The following is a 15,553-nucleotide window of genomic DNA, read 5'->3' as shown; positions in this document are numbered from 1 at the left end:
CGCGGTCCTGCCGGTTATGCAGGGACCGGTGCCAGCGTCTCTCCGCCATGGCTGCTGCGGCCGGGCGCCTTATGCACCATGGTGTAGGCGTAATCGACACCCATGCCGTAGGCACCGGAGTGTTCCTGAACCAGCGCGATGGTGGCGTCGTAGGTGTCCTTGCGGGCCCAGTCGCGCTGCCATTCCAGGAGCACCTGCTGCCAGGTCACCGGCACCACGCCTGCCTGCACCATCCGGTCCATCGCGTATTTATGCGCCTCTGCCGTGGTGCCGCCGGAGGCATCGGCCACCATGTAGATCTCGTAGTCGGTGTCATTCAGCGCCGACAGGGCGAAGGTGAGGTTGCAGACCTCGGTCCACAGGCCGGAGACCACGATCTTCTTGCGGCCCTCGGCCGCGCCTTTTGCCAGCGCGCCGCGCACCTTTTGGTCGTCCCAGGAGTTCATCGAGGTGCGCTCCAGCAGCGGGGCTTCGGGGAAGACGTCCAGCAGCTCGGGGTAGGTGCGGCCCGAGAAGCTTTCGGTCTCGACCGTGGTGATGGTCGTGGGAATGCCGAAGATCTTCGCGGCCTTGGCCAGCCCGACGGTGTTGTTCTTCAGGGTCTGGCGGTCGATCGACTGCACGCCGAAGGCCATCTGTGGCTGGTGGTCGATGAAGATCAGCTGGCTGTTCTGCGGGGTGAGGACTTCAAGCTTGGACATGGGGTGCTCCTTGGATTTCATTGGGTGGGGGCGGTTTTGACGGTGCCGCCGCAGGGGCTCAGGCGGGGGCTGGTGCCGCGGCGCGCGCGGCGGCGGGCGGAAGAGGAAAGCGGGGCGGGACAGGGAAGCCGGACGGGGCAGCGAAGCCGGGCCGGGTCATGCCGCATCCTCCAATGCCGGGGCGCTGAGGAACTCCGCCAGCGCTTCGATCTCGCCCTGCCGCAGCTCGTGGCCGCCGCCGTGGGTTTCGGTGCGCACGGCGGCACCCTGGGCCTTGAACCAGGCAAACAGCGCCTCGCTCTGCGGCCAGGGGCAGATCGGATCGCGCCGCCCGGCGGTGATCAGCACCTTCCGGCCGCTCAGCCCCGGTACCGGGTCCGGCTGCCACGGGATCAGCGGATGCAGCAGGGCGGCGCGGCCGAACAGGCCGGGCTGCGCCATCAGCACGGAGGCCAGGATGTTCGCGCCGTTGGAATAGCCGAAGCCATAGACCGGAGCGTCCGGATGCGCGGCCTTATGGGCCGCAACGAAGGCCGCCATCGCCTTGGTCGCGCGGGCGAGATCCGCCATGTCGTAGACGCCTTCGCCGGTGCGGCGGAAGAAGCGGGCCGCGCCCATCTCCGATACGTCCCCGCGGGGGGAGACGATGGAGGCCTCCGGCAGGATCTGCTCCGCGAGGCCGAAGAACTGGGTCTCGTCCCCGCCGGTTCCGTGAAAGGCGAAGACCAGCGGGGCACCGGGTTTGCCGGCCTTGGCCAGCGCGTGATAATTGTCGTTGGACATGACAGGTCCTCAGGCTGCGACCGGCGGCAGAAGCTGCTCGATCTGCTGGCGGTAGGGTTCATAGCGGGCGGGCAGTTTCAGCGCCTCGCCCAGGTGCGCGCTGTCTTCGTCGCGGTCGAACCCGGGGTCATTGGTGGCGATCTCGAAGAGCACGCCGCCGGGGGTGCGGAAGTAGATCGCGTGGAAATAGTCGCGGTCGATCGCGGGAGTGACCTGGTAGCCGGTGTCGAGCAGCGCCTTGCGCACCTCGTCCTGGACGGCGCGGTTTTCGACGGCAAAGGCGATGTGATGCACCGAGCCCGCGCCCTCGCCCGCCACCGGGGCGTTGGGCAGTTCCTCGAGATCGATGGTATCGGCCGCATTGCCGCCTTCGACCATGTAACGGGTCAGGCCGTGGCCGCTTTCCACCTTTTGGTAGCCCATGAATTCAAGAAGCTCTCCAGTGGCCGCGGCGTTGCGCAGGCGGAAACGGGCGCCATGAAAGCCGAGGATCCCGGTCTCTTCGGGAACATCTGCCCCGGTCCACGGCGTGCGGCCGCGAAGGTCGCTTTCCACCAGGGCGAAACTGTCACCGTCCGGCCCGTCGAAGGTGAGGCGGTTTTCTCCGAACGCCATGGATTGCTCCAGGCCTTTGACCTCAAAGGTGGACAGGCGATCCTTCCAATAGGACAGCGCCTGCTTGGGAACCGCGAACTCGGTTATGCCAACCTCTCCGATGCCGCGGGTTCCGCGGGGCATGCGGCCGAAGGGGAAATAGGTCATGACCGACCCCGGCGTGCCGGCCTCGTCGCCGTAGTACAGGTGGTAGAACTCGGGCGCATCGAAATTCACCGTCTTCTTGACGCGCCGCAGGCCCAGAACCTTGGTGAAGAAGCTGTTGTTTTCATTCGCGTCCGCAGCCATCGAGGTGATGTGGTGCAGGCCTTGGATGTCCTTGATCATGGTCTTTCTCCAGCGCGTGTCTTGCGTTGGAACCAAGGTAGGCCGGGACTATGATTTCAAAAATAGAAACGTTCTTGCATTTATTATTATCAGCATTGCAATAATTGGCCATGCAAGAGCTCAAACCCATCCGTGTGTTTCTGGAAGTCGCCGCCTTGCGCAGTTTCTCGGCCGCAGCGCGCAGCCTGCGCATGACCCCAGCAACGGTCACCCGAACAGTCGCGCGCCTGGAGGAAGACCTCGGCCACCAGCTTTTGCTGCGCACCACCCGCCAGGTCTCACTGACATCTGCCGGGGCCGTTGTGGCTGCACGCTACCGGACAGTCATTGAAGAGTTCGACAAGGTGACCCGAGATCTGGAGCAAGACACCCAACCGCATCGCGGGCGTCTTTCGGTCAATGCGCCGATGTCCTTTGGGATGCGTTTGATGCCTGGACTCGTGGACAGTTTCCGTTTGGCCTATCCCAATATCGCCTTGAGCGTGACGCTGGAAGACCAGTTGATCGACATCGTAGACGAGGGATCAGACCTGGCGATCCGGATTTCCTCGCCCCCGACCGACAAATCGACGATATGGCGCAAGATCTGCGAGGTGCCACGAATGGCGGTCGCCGCACCCCAGCTTTTCGAACGCCGCAATCGCCCGAATACCCCGGATGAATTGGAACGCGACCTTTGTCTGTCATATTCCTCCCGTGAAACTCCCGAAGTCTGGCGCTTCCGCAAAGGGGCTGCAAGGCGTACTGTGACTGCCGGCGCCTCCATCGTCTCGAACAATGGAGATTTTCTGTACGAGTTGGCCTTGGCCGGGGCTGGTGTCGCAGTGCTCCCCGAATTCATAGTGAAGAAAGGGTTGCGGAAGGGGCAGATCGAACAAGTCTTGCCAGATTGGGAAACCGCGCCGCTGTGGTTGTCACTCTACTATCCACCCTATGACGCCCTGCCGCCACTGGTCGCAACTTTTACGGATTTCTTCGAGGCATATCTGAATGACGCTGATGGGTTCAGGTTCGCTTCCCAGCCCTAGAACCGCGCCGGGTTTGCCACAGACTGACTTCAGATAGATACGCGGGCAGCGCGAGACGTCCAATTAATGCGATGATCGCAACAATTGAAGATCAACCGTCATTGGTCAAATTAAATCCCTCCGGCTAGGACGGTCTCAGCCAGGAGGACAGCCATGACCGAAGCCTATGATCTTGCCGTGATCGGGGGCGGCAATGCCGCGCTCTGCGCAGCGATGACCGCCGCCGAGGCGGGCGCCCGCGTGATCATTCTGGAGACCGCGCCGAAGGCCTACCGCGGCGGTAACTCGCGCCACACCCGCAACTTCCGCTGCATGCACGGCGGCCCGCTGGGGCCGCTGGTGGAGGACTACGGCGAGGAAGAGTATTTTGCCGATCTGATGAAGGTCACCGGCGGCAAGACCGACGCGCATCTGGCGCGTCTCGCGATCCGCAGCAGCGAAGAGTGTCTGCCCTGGATGCAGGAGCGCGGGGTGCGCTTCCAGCCGTCGCTTTCCGGGACGCTGTCGCTGGCGCGCACCAATGCCTTCTTCATGGGCGGCGGCAAGAGCCTGGTGAATGCCTATTACCGCACCGCGGAAGCGCTGGGGGTGGAGGTGCTCTATGAGGCGTCGGTCACCCATCTGGAGCTGGAGGGGGACCGGATCACGAGGGTCGACTACACCCATGAGGACGGAGCGCATTCGATGCGCCCGAAGAGCGTTGTCGTGGCCTCGGGCGGCTTCCAGGCGGATATCGACTGGCTGACCCGCGCCTGGGGTCCTGCGGCGCGCAACTTCCTGATCCGCGGCACGCCCTACAACCGCGGCGTGGTGCTGGCGGACCTGCTGGAGCAGGGTGTCGAGAGCATCGGCGACGCCGACCAGTGCCACGCGGTGGCCATCGACGGGCGCGCGCCGAAATACGACGGCGGCATCGTCACCCGGCTTGATTGCGTACCGTTCTCCATCGTGGTGAACAAGAACGGCGAGCGCTTCTATGACGAGGGCGAGGACGTCTGGCCCAAGCGCTACGCGATCTGGGGCCGACTGGTGGCGGCGCAGCCGGACCAGGTGGGCCATGTCATCATCGACTCGAAATCGCTGAACCTGTTCATGCCTTCAGTCTTCCCGCCGCTGAAGGCGGACACGCTGGAGGAACTGGCGGGCATGATGGGCCTGCCGCCAGACAAGCTGCGCGAAACCGTGGATGCCTTCAACGCCGCCTGCGGCGATACCTCGGCGTTTCACCCGACCGAGCTTGATGGGGTTGCCACCACAGGACTTGTGCCGCCGAAGACCAACTGGGCCCGGCCGATCAGCGAACCGCCGTTCTACGGCTATTCGCTGCGCACCGGCGTCACCTTTACCTACCTGGGCCTGAAGGTCGACGAGACCGCGCAGTGCCGCACCGCCGAGGGTCCGGTCCGCAACCTCTGGGCCGCGGGCGAGACCATGGCCGGCTCGATCCTCGGGCAGGGCTATCTCGCCGGGTTCGGCATGACTATCGGAACCGTTTTTGGACGCATCGCGGGACGGGAGGCCGCAGCCCATGCAAACCGTTGAACTCATCCAGGAAGCCCGCCGCCAGGCCGAAATCTGCAACGCCTGCCGCTATTGCGAGGGCTACTGCTCGGTGTTTCCGGCCATGCACGCGGGCCGCGCGTTTTCCGACGGCGACATCACCCAGCTTGCAAACCTCTGCCACAACTGCCGCGGCTGCTATTACGCCTGCCAGTACACCGCCCCGCATGAGTTCGAGCTGAACCTGCCCAAGGCGCTGGCCGAGGTCCGCCGCGACAGCTGGGAGGCCTATGCCTGGCCGCAGCCGCTGGCGCGCCGCTTCCACACCCATGGCGGCGCCATCGCGCTGGCGCTGGCGCTGGGGTTCGCGTTGATCTTCTGGGCGCTGCGGGCACTTGGCGGCAGCGGCGAGGGCTTCTATGCCGCGCTTTCGCACAATGCGATGGTGGCGATCTTCCTGCCCGCCTTCCTGCTGCCGCTGGTGAGCCTTGGCGTGGGCATGGCGCGCTACTGGCGCGCAGTGGACGGGGAGCCGATCCGGCTCGCGCATCTGAAGCGGGCTTTCGGAATGGCGGCAAAGATGAAGAACCTTGCGGCCGGGCATGGCGACGGCTGCAATTTCGAGGACGAGGACCGCTTCAGCCACGCCCGCCGCTACGCGCATCAGGCGGTAATGTACGGGTTCCTGTTGTGCTTTGCCTCGACCTCGGTCGGCACGGTCCTGCATTACGCTTTCGACATGCCCGCCCCTTATCCGCTGTGGTCGCTGCCGAAACTGCTGGGCGTGCCGGGTGGCGTCCTTCTGACAGCGGGCTGCATCTGGATGGCAGCGCTGAAGCTGCGCGCCGACCGGACGCTGGATGACGAAGGCGCCTTTGGCGGCTCCATCGCCTTCATTCTGCTTCTGGGCTTCGTGGCGCTCACCGGGCTTGCGCTCTATGCGCTTGGCAGCTCAACCGTGATGCCCGCGCTACTCGCGGTCCATCTCGGTGCGGTGCTCACCTTCTTTCTGCTCACGCCCTTCTCCAAGATGGCGCACGGCTTTTACCGCCTGTTGGCCCTGATCCGCGATGCGCAGAGAACCTGAAGGGGGGACGTCAACGCGAGGTCGGGTCCAAACCTGCCAAGGTCTGAAGCGACCTCGCGCGACCCGATCAAGCCTTCCACCTCCCGCTACTTGGGCTTTGCCTGTGGGCTGACAATCCGGACCATCGGCCGACGTTCCGGCCGCGCTCCCGCCTGTTAGCCCGCCACCCGGCTCAGGAAGCGTTTCAGCCGCGCGTCCTGAGGTGCGTCGAAAATCTGCTCAGGCGGTCCCTGTTCAACGATGCGGCCGCCGTCCATGAACAAGACCCGATCCGCGATATCACGGGCAAAGCGCATTTCATGCGTCACGATCAACATGGTCTGGCGCTTTTGCGCAACCGAGCGCATCAGGTCCAGAACTTCACCGACCCATTCGGGATCCAGCGCGGAAGTTGGTTCGTCGAACAACATCAGTTCAGAGCCGATGGCCATGGCGCGGCCAATTCCCACCCGTTGCTGCTGCCCACCGGACAGGCTGGCGGGATAATTGTCAGCCTTGTCGCTCAGCCCGGTCTCCGACAGGATGTCGCGCGCGCGCTGCTCCGCCTCCTGTCTCGGCCGTTTTTGGACAGTGACCAACGCTTCCATGATGTTCTCAAGCGCAGTCTTGTTCGCAAACAACCCGTAATTCTGAAACACCATCGCCGTCGCTCGGCGGAGGGCCAGGATCTCCCGCTTTCGCGAGTGCGCCGCATCCACCGTGACAGCACCAACCGTGATCCGCCCTGCATCAGGCCGGTCCAGAAAATTCACGCAACGCAGAAGGGTCGATTTTCCGGTTCCCGACGGACCGATGATCACCACCCGTTCTCCGTCTTCGATCTCCAGATTGATGTTGTTGAGAACCGTGGTCTCTCCGAAACGTTTGGTCAGTCCCTCGATACGGATCATCGTGCATATGCCTTGTTCAGACGTGTTTCCAAGCGTTTCTGCAACTGGCTCAGCGCTTCAACCATGATCCAGTAGAGCACCGCGGCGACAAGAAAGGCCTCGAAGTAAAGAAAGCTTCCGGCAGCTTCTTTCTGGGTCGCGCCCATCATTTCGGTCACGCCAAGTGTAAAGGCCAGCGAGGTCGCCTTGATCATATCGATGAAATAATTGACCAAAGTGGGCGCCGCCGTGCGCGCGGCTTGCGGCAGGATCACTCGGCTCATCATCTGCACCTGCGTCATGCCGATGGATTGCGCCGCCTCCCACTGGCTCCGGTCTACCCCGGTGATGGCTGCCCGGATCGTTTCCGCCATGTAGGCCGCGAAATGCAGCGTCAATCCCATGATCGTCGCCGTCACCCCGTCAATCGCCGTGAGGAAGGACAAGACCTGTGGCAAACCGTAGTAAAAGAGAAACAACTGCACCAGCAGAGGTGTCCCGCGGAAGAAGCTGATGAAGAGCAGTACCAGCGCATCCAGCACAGGCACCCGCGCCACGCGTTCCATCGCCAAGGCCACAGCGAGCACAAGCGCCAGCAGCATCGCCAGCGCCGCGATGGCCAGGGTCAACGGGATATATCCCGCGATGACGGGGACCAGCCCCAGCATGTATTCAAGGTCCAGTCCCCGCATCGGTTACTGCTCCGTGATGTCGGTACCGAACCACTTGACGGAAATGTCGGCGAGGGTTCCGTTTTCCTTCAGCGTGGTCAGAGCCGCATCAACACGGTCCCGCAGCGCGCGACCTTCTGCGTCGTCACGGAACGGCAGAGCGTTGCGGATTTCGGAGAACGGCTTGCCGGCCAGTTGCAGCGGCAGCGGGCTTTCCTTGATGACCTGTGCAGAAGAGATGCGATCCATCACGAAGGCATCCACGCGGCCAAGCGCGGTGTCCTGTTCGATGTTGGATTCATATGTGCGGATGTCGATTTCATCGGCATAGGGCAGGTTGCGCAGAAGCTGCTCAAAGTTTGAACCGAGGTTCACCGCCACGGTTTTCCCGCGCAGATCCTCGACACCGGCGACCTCATCATTGCCTTTCTTGGTCACCACCTGGGCGCCATCGAAGACGTAGGGCTGCGTGAAAACAAACTTTGCCTCCCGCTCAGGGGTGACGGTGATCTGGTTGGCGATGGTGTCAATGCGACCGGCATCCAGCGCCCCGATCAGACCGGAGAAGGACATGGTTTCGAATTCGATATCAAAACCGGCTTCTTCTCCAACGGCGTTCATCACATCGACTTCGAACCCCTGAAGTTCATTCTGCTTCACAAAGGTAAAAGGGAAATAGCCGCCAGACATGCCCACAGTGAGCGTTTCGGCAGCGGCTGCAGTTCCCATGGTCAGTGTCAGGGCGAGTGCGAGAATGCGTTTCATATCTGAACCTTTCAGGTGAGGCTCCATCGATTGGGCCTGTCAAGAACGTTGGCTGCTCACATAACGGCTTCAGCAGGACCTTCAACCACCTCTGCAACTTAAAAAACCGTTGTCCCACTGACCTCGCAAGCGTGGAATATTGTCAGCGGAGGAGCCATAGGGGTGGACACTTCTGTCCTACCGCCGGAGAGCCCGGAGTCCATAGCAGGATAATCCGCCATGACTGGTCCGCGCATCCGTGCCTGGACAAGCCCATAATTTTGCCACACTCAACAGGTTATCTCGTCAGGGTTGTGTCTCTTTGACAGAGGTTCGGTTGCAACGGCAGGCAGGCATAAAACGACAGGTGGGCATCACGTCACTTCTGGCCCTTCTTGGTCTGGAGAGTATTGCGGTCATCGTGACCTACCAATTTGCCTTTCCTATCGAATGTCACACGACAGATCTGGTCGAATTGTGCCGCGGCCTGCGGATCTCCTTCATCAGCGCGATCTGTGCTGTCACCGCCTTTGTCATCTTGATGTGTACACGTCGCCAAAGCTGGCAGCGATTACGCAATCTGATGCGTGTTTCAGGTCGCACCCACCTTTGGGGCGTGATCCACCTGTCAGGCGTACTGATCATGTTCTTGCCGGTGCATCTGATCCCGCCACAGGAGGCGAACGAGAGGTTTGCCCAGGTTTTCATGCTGCTTGCCACAGGCGGCGCCTTGACCGCTGTCGGGGCGCTATGCTGGGTGGTCCGGCCCGCAAACTGGTGGCATTGGTTGAAAGGCGAGAATTTCCAGCCTCTTGCCATTTTGTTGCTGGCAGCCCTGATCCCATTCCTTGCCCAGATGCTGGAGCCCCTTTGGGCCGTCGAGATGGTTTCACAAGCAACCTTTCAGGGCGTCGCGCTGTTGCTTTCGGCCGTGGAGCCGGAGGTCTTCATCGAACACTCTCGCGCCTGGATCGGGCTGCCGGGGTTTGTGGTGGCCGTCGCCAGCCAATGTTCTGGCATTGAAGGTTTTGCTCTGATCACGGGGTTCATGGCGATCTATGCCATATTGTTTCGAGAAACCTTACGACAGGGCGTGTTCTGGCTCATGCTTTGGCCCGCTGCGCTCCTGGCAAGTTGGCTCTTTAACATTGTACGGATCACGGTGCTGATCCTCCTTGGCAAGCACGTGTCGCCGGAGCTTGCCGTGAACGGGTTCCATAGTTTCGCCGGCTGGCTCCTTTTCATCATGCTCGCGCTTGGGGTGCTCTACCTCGCCCAGTCTGTGCCTGCACTGCGTCGGGTGGAACGCATCAAACGCGATGACACCACACTCGGCACCGATCCCGTCGCCGCACTCATCATTCCGTTCATCGCGTTTATGGTTTCAGGCATCATAGCGCATGCGTTCTGGGAGAACCCGGCACATGGTTATCCACTGCAGGCGGCCGCCATGCTTGGGGCCCTGCTGTGGATGCGTCGACCTCTGCGCGCCCAGATCCAACTGTCGCTTGACCCTTTTGCAGTCACCGTGGGCCTTGCAGTGGGCGCGGTCTGGGTGTGGTTCTCAGCCCCCGCGCCTAGCGAGGACATGCCAGTCGTCGCCTTGAGCGGCGGCGCGTTTGTGATCTGGGCATTGATCCGAACCGTCGGCACAACCCTTCTGGTCCCGGTGATCGAAGAAGCCTTTTTCCGCGGCTACCTGTTGTCCCGACTTGATACTGGCACCCTGACAGCCAAAGTCGTTGCGATCTTCGTGTCCACGGCACTGTTTGCGGCCCTGCACGGCCGCTTTGCTCTGGCTGCCCTCGCCGGGCTGCTGTTTGCGGCAGCCATGCTGCGCCGGGGACGGCTGGGCGATGCAGTCGTTGCACATGTTACCGCCAACGCATACATCGCCGCCGTTGCATTGTACACTGGGCAATGGTCCTTGATTTGACCGCCGCTTATTTCGCCCTGCGGCGGCGGTTGAGTTCCCAAGTCAGCACGAGTGCAGCGGCCAAGGCGGCGAGCGCCATGGCGCCAGTTGATGCGTCGATTTCCGGGACTGCGGCTGGTCGGGTTCCCCCCAGTTGCACGTCGACGCCAAGATCCACGCCAACCGTCTGTGCCGAAACAATTGTGGGCAGCGCACTGAACATTGCGAGCGATGCACTACAAGCCTTGAACATCTTTGTAATACGCGTCATGGATAGACCTCCTCGTAAACAGCTCACCTCATAATTGAAGTGAGTTGTCTAAAAATCAAACAATTCCGCCGCTTGTTCACGCAATCCCATACAGTACACGCACAGGCTCGCCATTGTTTCTGAATCGGCGCCCGTTTGCGACCTCAGATGCAAGTGCCCCTCCAGATTTGGTCGACCAGGCGCGCGTGGTGAACGGACTCGCGCTGCGGATTCGCCTGCTTCCACGCTCAAAAACCAGCAGTGGCGCAGGGCAGATATCATCTGCGTCGCAGCGGTCGACATGGCCCAACGGTCGTATTCCCTTGAGACGCGCCTCTAACTCTGAACAATCATTTTGGCGACCAGCTCGGCGGCGTTCTGCACTCCCAGCTTTTTCATGACCGATGCGCGATGAACCTCGACGGTTCGCGGTGATATTCCCATCGCATTTCCGGTTTCCTTACTGGTGTAGCCATTGACGATATAGCGTGCGACCTCACGTTCACGGGGGGTCAACGTCGCCGCATCAGGCGGCCGATGTTCAAGGTGCTGAAAGGTCCACACCATCAACCGAAACGGGTCAGCCGGTGTCAGGGTCCGTCCAGAGGCACGCGTCCAGATGATTTCGCCGCTACGACACTGCATGAACCGCTCATCGGTGTAGCGGGGACGACCATCCAACCAGCGGCGCCAGCGGATGCCGGTTTTTTCATAGTCCACGCTGGAAGGGTACAGGATACGAATGGATTGCCCTTCCAGCTCCTCACGGCCCCAGCCAAAGATATGCTCGATCTCCGTATTGACCCGCTGGATCACCCTGTTTGACAACACCATCAGGCCAATCGGCGCATCCATGAAGCCGGTCAGGTTCAGATCCGCTTCTGAAATCTGGTCGTAATTCAATGCGCCCCCTCCATACTGCACCCGTATCTACGTAGCGTCTACGTAGATTTCTACGTAGTTCTACGAATACCGGCCACAGGTATTTTCCGTCAGGGTCAGCGTGGGAGGACATTTCATGAGTAACGACATCTATATCATCGGTTCCGGCCACACCCGCTTTGGCCGACTGGAAGAGACCCTTGAGGATCTGATCGTCGAGGCGGCGCGAGAGGCACTGGAGGAGGCACAAGTTTCTGCGTCCGATATTGATGCAGTCTTCCTCGGCCACTTCAACTCGGGTCTGGTGCCAGATGGATTTGCCTCCTCTCTCATCCTTCAGGCTCATCCGGACTTCCGGTTCAAGCCTGCCACGCGCTGCGAAAACGCCTGCGCGTCCGGGGCGGCCGCGATCCACGGCGGCATAAATGCAATTCGGTCGGGCGCAGCCCGCAACGTGCTCGTCGTGGGTGCCGAGAAGATGACCCACCGGTCAACAGTCGAGGTCACCCAGGCGCTGGCGGGAGCGGGGTATCAAAACAACCCGACCGAAGCCGGACTGAGCTTTCCGCAGGTGTTCGCAATTGCTGCAAAGCAATACGCCAAACGATACGGCAGCCCCATGGATGCAATGGCGCGCATCGCGGCCAAGAACCACGACAACGCGATGAAGAACCCCTTGGCCCACATGCACAAGCCGCTCACGTATGAATTCTGCCGAGAGGAAAGTGAGCGCAACCCGCTGATCGCTCCGCCGCTGCGCCTGAGCGACTGCTCTCTGGTGACAGATGGTGCCGCGGCGATCGTGCTGAGTGCCGCGAATGCCGAGGCCGGAGATGCGCCTGCACGGGTCAGGGTCGCTGCCGCAGAGCATGTCTCGGACTTCCTACCCATGAACCGCCGCGACTTTGTCGCCTTTGAAGGACCAGCCCGCGCGATCCGGCAGGCCTACGAGGTGGCAGGCATCACTGTATCCGATCTCGACTTTGCCGAGGTCCATGATTGTTTCACCCCGGCAGAGCTACTGATCTACGAAGCGATCGGCCTGGCGCCAGAAGGTGAGGGCGCGCGTGCCCTCGAGGACGGCACCGTCTTCGCCGACGGGCGCACGCCTGTGAACCTCTCTGGCGGGCTCAAGGCCAAGGGCCATCCGGTGGGGGCCACGGGCGTGTCCATGCATGCCCTGGGCTTTCGCCAGCTAACCGGCCGCGCCGGCGGCATACAGCGTGCTGGCGCCGAATGGGGTCTTGCCTTCAACATGGGCGGAGCAGCTGTGGCAAATTATGCCACCATTTTGCAAGCTGATCGCGCCTGACACCTATCCGGAACGTCTCAAGACTATGAATATCGCGAACTGGTTGTATCAGACGGCTCGATCATGGCCCGCCCGTCCGGCGCTCTACGAGGGAGACAAACTGCGCCAGAGCTATCATGAGCTGATGCAGGCGACCTGCAACCGCGCGGCGTGGTTGCGCGGCCGGCACGGCATTGGTGCGGGGGACCGTGTTGCAATTTATGCAGCAAATGCCCCGGAATACATTGAGGCGCTGCACGCCTGCTGGTGGCTCGGTGCCGTGGCGGTGCCGATCAACCACAAACTGCACCCTCGGGAAGCGAAATGGATCATCGACAATTCCGGCGCAGCCTTGGTCCTGACCCAGTCGGGAGACGTGTTCGCGGAACATCCGGAAATCTCCGAAGCGGCCCTCGGTGCCCAGGTCAGAACGCAGGTCGCCATTTCCCCACCCGAGCAAGTCGCAGATCAGGATCTTGCATGGCTGTTCTACACGTCCGGCACTACCGGCACGCCGAAGGGCGTGATGCTCAGCCATGACAACTTGCGCTGCATGACGCTGTGCTACGCGATGGACGTCGACACGGCGCGACCGGACGAACACATGCTGTATGCCGCACCCATGTCGCACGGCGCGGGTCTGTACATGTTCGCGCAGATCCGTGCGGGCGGCCGTCATCTTGTGCCCGCGTCGCGTGGCTTCGATTGCGATGAGATCATCCGGCTTGCCGGAAGCCGGGGTAATCTCGTTTTCTTCGCCGCGCCAACGATGGTCAAACGCTTGATCGCTCACGCGAAACAGCACGGCTACGATGGCGGCGGGATCCGCACGATCATTTACGGCGGCGGCCCGATGTATGGCAATGACATCGACGAAGCGCTCGCCTGTTTCGGGCCAAAATTCGTGCAAATCTATGGCCAGGGCGAAACGCCGATGACGATTTCGGTCCTGCCCCGAGACCTAATCGCAGATCAGTCACATCCACGTTGGAAAGCCCGTCGTGCCTCCGTCGGGATCGCCCAGGGCGCCGTGACGCTGGCTGTGCTCGGTCCCGATGGCTCCCCCGTACCCGCAGGGCAGACCGGTGAAATCTGCGTACGGGCACCAACCGTGATGAGTGGGTATTGGCGAAATGAACCAGCCAGCAAGCAAGCGCTGAGGGACGGATGGCTGCACACCGGAGATCTGGGTCACATGGATGAGGACGGGTTTCTCTATCTCACGGACCGCTCGAAGGATGTGATCATTTCCGGTGGCACCAATATCTACCCGCGAGAGGTCGAGGAAGCCCTTCTGACCCACCCGGCAGTTTTTGAGATTGCCGTGATCGGCGAACCGGAACCCGACTGGGGGGAGCAAGTGGTCGCCTATGTGGTTCTGGCGCGGGAGCAGACCGTCACGGTTGCCGAGCTGGACAGCTGGTGTCGCCAACGGATCGCAGCCTTCAAACGCCCCAAGCGATATGAGTTCGTCGAAGAGTTGCCCAAGAACAGTTATGGCAAGATCCTGAAGACAGAGCTGCGCAAGCGCGGCGGCCAGTCAGCCGATTCCGGCGCAGCTGGACCGACCGCTTGATGGTATCATCCGCGTCACCTCACGGCAGGACTGAGTTCCCTGCCGCCATGTAGGCACAGTACTACGCTGGCGCATTCCGCACGCTGCAAGCAACAAACTGGGCTAGAAGCCACTGGCTTTTACTGACGTTTTTCAAGCGCATGGATGACCCCGCGCAGTTCTGCAAGACCACGCAGACGCCCGATGTAGGGGTAACCTGGCGTGCTATCGACGCGCTGATCATGCGCCAGCATGTGCCCATGGTCGGGGCGGAAGGGCAGGGACCGCCCCTGCACAGCCTCGGCCTCCAACGCCGCCTGCACCATGGCCACCATGTCGACATCACCAGCAAGGTGCGGGGCCTCGTGAAAGCTGACACCATCCTGCTCAAGCGACGTGGCACGCAGATGCAGGAAGTTCACCCGCGCGGCAAAACGGTCGAGCATCCGCACAAGCGCATTGTCCTTCCGCGCGCCAAGCGATCCCGTGCAGAGAGTAAGGCCGTTCGCGGGACTATTGACCATGTCAAGAATAGCCTGGAGGTCGTCTTCGGTGGAGACCACCCGCGGTAAGCCGAAAATGGGAAAGGGCGGATCGTCCGGATGAATCCCCAGCCGGACGCCGATCTCCTCGGCCACCGGAACCACGTAGCGTAGAAACGCTGCCAGGTTTTTCCGCAGGCGCGCCGCATCGATGTCATCGTAAAGCGCCAACTGGGCGCGAAAGCTGTCGAGGTCAAAGCTTTCTTCCGCTCCGGGCAGGCCTGCGATGATGGTACGTGTCAACGCCTCGCAGGCTTCGGAGGACATATCCGAATATCGCTTTGCCGCGCGCTCGACGATATCCGGGCGGTGATCGCTCAGAGCGCCACTGCGGCCCAGAATATGGATATCAAACACCGCCGCATCTACAGCATCATAGCGCAGGCACAGCGCGCCATCCGGCAGAGCGTAGGCAAGATCGGTGCGCGTCCAGTCCAGCAAGGGCATGAAATTATAGCATACCGTGGTGATACCGCAGGCCGCGAGATTTCGGAGAGATTGCGCCCAGGCCTCAGCCTTAGTTTCCCAGCCCAGTGCGGCCCGCTTGATGTCTTCATGCACCGGTACACTCTCGACAACCTCCCAGCGCAGGCCCGCATCGGCAATCATGTCGCGCCGCGCCGCGATCGCCTCGACCGGCCAGACAGTCCCGTTGGGCAGCTCATGCAGGGCGGTGACGATGCCGCTGGCCCCTGCCTGGCGAATGTCATCCAGTGTTACCGGGTCGTGCGGGCCAAACCAGCGCCAGGTTTCGATCATGCGATCCTCTTGTTCTTTTCAGTCTATGGGCCGG

The 15,553-nt window shown here is 61.7% G+C and carries 15 protein-coding genes; 6 read left to right on the top strand and 9 right to left on the bottom strand.

The genetic code is table 11. The features are described 5' to 3' along the window. Positions 1-14: 14 nt before the first annotated feature. The 3 genes from AB9K35_RS02580 to AB9K35_RS02570 all read right to left on the bottom strand — a co-directional run bounded on the left by AB9K35_RS02580 (position 15) and on the right by AB9K35_RS02570 (position 2,426). Complete coding sequence (locus tag AB9K35_RS02580) at positions 15-701, bottom strand: hydrolase (RefSeq protein ID WP_369924322.1); 687 nt, start codon at positions 699-701, stop codon at positions 15-17. 156 nt (positions 702-857) lie between these two features. Beyond that, complete coding sequence (locus AB9K35_RS02575; protein WP_369924321.1) at positions 858-1,484, bottom strand: alpha/beta hydrolase; 627 nt, start codon at positions 1,482-1,484, stop codon at positions 858-860. A gap of 9 nt (positions 1,485-1,493) precedes the next feature. Beyond that, positions 1,494-2,426 carry a VOC family protein gene (locus tag AB9K35_RS02570; protein WP_369924320.1) on the bottom strand — a complete coding sequence of 311 codons (933 nt, stop codon included), beginning with the start codon at positions 2,424-2,426 and terminating at the stop codon, positions 1,494-1,496. Between the two features lie 110 nt (positions 2,427-2,536). Here AB9K35_RS02570 and AB9K35_RS02565 point away from each other — a divergent pair, with 110 nt between their 5' ends. From AB9K35_RS02565 to tcuB, 3 genes are all read left to right on the top strand, one after another. Next, entirely contained in the window at positions 2,537-3,454 is a 918-nt protein-coding gene (locus tag AB9K35_RS02565; protein WP_369924319.1) for a LysR family transcriptional regulator, read from the top strand. Between the two features lie 153 nt (positions 3,455-3,607). Further along, the gene (tcuA, locus tag AB9K35_RS02560; RefSeq protein WP_369924318.1) at positions 3,608-4,996 is read left to right on the top strand and encodes an FAD-dependent tricarballylate dehydrogenase TcuA; all 1,389 of its coding nucleotides are present in this window, start codon (positions 3,608-3,610) and stop codon (positions 4,994-4,996) included. After that, positions 4,983-6,041 (top strand): tricarballylate utilization 4Fe-4S protein TcuB, encoded by a 1,059-nt coding sequence (gene tcuB, locus AB9K35_RS02555; RefSeq protein ID WP_369924317.1) that lies wholly within the window; start codon positions 4,983-4,985, stop codon positions 6,039-6,041. Before tcuA ends, tcuB begins: the two co-directional genes overlap by 14 nt. A 155-nt stretch (positions 6,042-6,196) precedes the next feature. Here tcuB and AB9K35_RS02550 read toward each other — a convergent pair whose 3' ends face one another. The 3 genes from AB9K35_RS02550 to AB9K35_RS02540 are packed head-to-tail and all read right to left on the bottom strand — an operon-like array spanning position 6,197 to position 8,346. Further along, entirely contained in the window at positions 6,197-6,931 is a 735-nt protein-coding gene (locus AB9K35_RS02550; protein ID WP_369924315.1) for an amino acid ABC transporter ATP-binding protein, read from the bottom strand. Next, a complete protein-coding gene (locus AB9K35_RS02545) occupies positions 6,928-7,602 on the bottom strand; it encodes an amino acid ABC transporter permease (RefSeq protein ID WP_369924314.1) in 675 nt (224 codons plus the stop codon). Before AB9K35_RS02545 ends, AB9K35_RS02550 begins: the two co-directional genes overlap by 4 nt. Positions 7,603-7,605: 3 nt before the next feature. Continuing rightward, positions 7,606-8,346 carry an amino acid ABC transporter substrate-binding protein gene (locus tag AB9K35_RS02540; RefSeq protein WP_369924313.1) on the bottom strand — a complete coding sequence of 247 codons (741 nt, stop codon included), beginning with the start codon at positions 8,344-8,346 and terminating at the stop codon, positions 7,606-7,608. Between the two features lie 316 nt (positions 8,347-8,662). On the opposite strand from AB9K35_RS02540, the gene xrtE reads away from it, so the two are divergent. Then, positions 8,663-10,261 (top strand): exosortase E/protease, VPEID-CTERM system, encoded by a 1,599-nt coding sequence (gene xrtE, locus AB9K35_RS02535; RefSeq protein ID WP_369924312.1) that lies wholly within the window; start codon positions 8,663-8,665, stop codon positions 10,259-10,261. Positions 10,262-10,268: 7 nt separating this feature from the next. Here the strand turns inward: xrtE and AB9K35_RS02530 are convergent, their stop codons facing one another. Together AB9K35_RS02530 and AB9K35_RS02525 are read right to left on the bottom strand one after the other, a co-directional pair. Then, complete coding sequence (locus AB9K35_RS02530) at positions 10,269-10,511, bottom strand: VPEID-CTERM sorting domain-containing protein (protein WP_369924310.1); 243 nt, start codon at positions 10,509-10,511, stop codon at positions 10,269-10,271. 315 nt (positions 10,512-10,826) lie between these two features. Continuing rightward, positions 10,827-11,393: a LuxR C-terminal-related transcriptional regulator gene (locus AB9K35_RS02525; protein ID WP_369924309.1), complete on the bottom strand. Its 567-nt coding sequence runs from the start codon at positions 11,391-11,393 to the stop codon at positions 10,827-10,829. Between the two features lie 115 nt (positions 11,394-11,508). On the opposite strand from AB9K35_RS02525, the gene AB9K35_RS02520 reads away from it, so the two are divergent. Then, positions 11,509-12,684: a thiolase domain-containing protein gene (locus AB9K35_RS02520; RefSeq protein WP_369924308.1), complete on the top strand. Its 1,176-nt coding sequence runs from the start codon at positions 11,509-11,511 to the stop codon at positions 12,682-12,684. Next, on the top strand, positions 12,653-14,239 hold the full coding sequence (locus tag AB9K35_RS02515) for a class I adenylate-forming enzyme family protein (protein ID WP_369924306.1): 1,587 nt from the start codon (positions 12,653-12,655) through the stop codon (positions 14,237-14,239). Before AB9K35_RS02520 ends, AB9K35_RS02515 begins: the two co-directional genes overlap by 32 nt. A gap of 119 nt (positions 14,240-14,358) precedes the next feature. On the opposite strand, the gene uxuA is transcribed toward AB9K35_RS02515, so the two are convergent. Further along, positions 14,359-15,519 (bottom strand): mannonate dehydratase, encoded by a 1,161-nt coding sequence (gene uxuA / locus AB9K35_RS02510; protein ID WP_369924305.1) that lies wholly within the window; start codon positions 15,517-15,519, stop codon positions 14,359-14,361. Positions 15,520-15,553: the final 34 nt, after the last annotated feature.

The sequence above is a fragment of the Leisingera sp. XS_AS12 genome, assembly GCF_041224635.1.
Classification (GTDB): Bacteria; Pseudomonadota; Alphaproteobacteria; order Rhodobacterales; family Rhodobacteraceae; genus Leisingera.
Note: the sequence above shows the minus strand (reverse complement) of the source record. Positions and strands in the feature narration are given on the sequence as shown.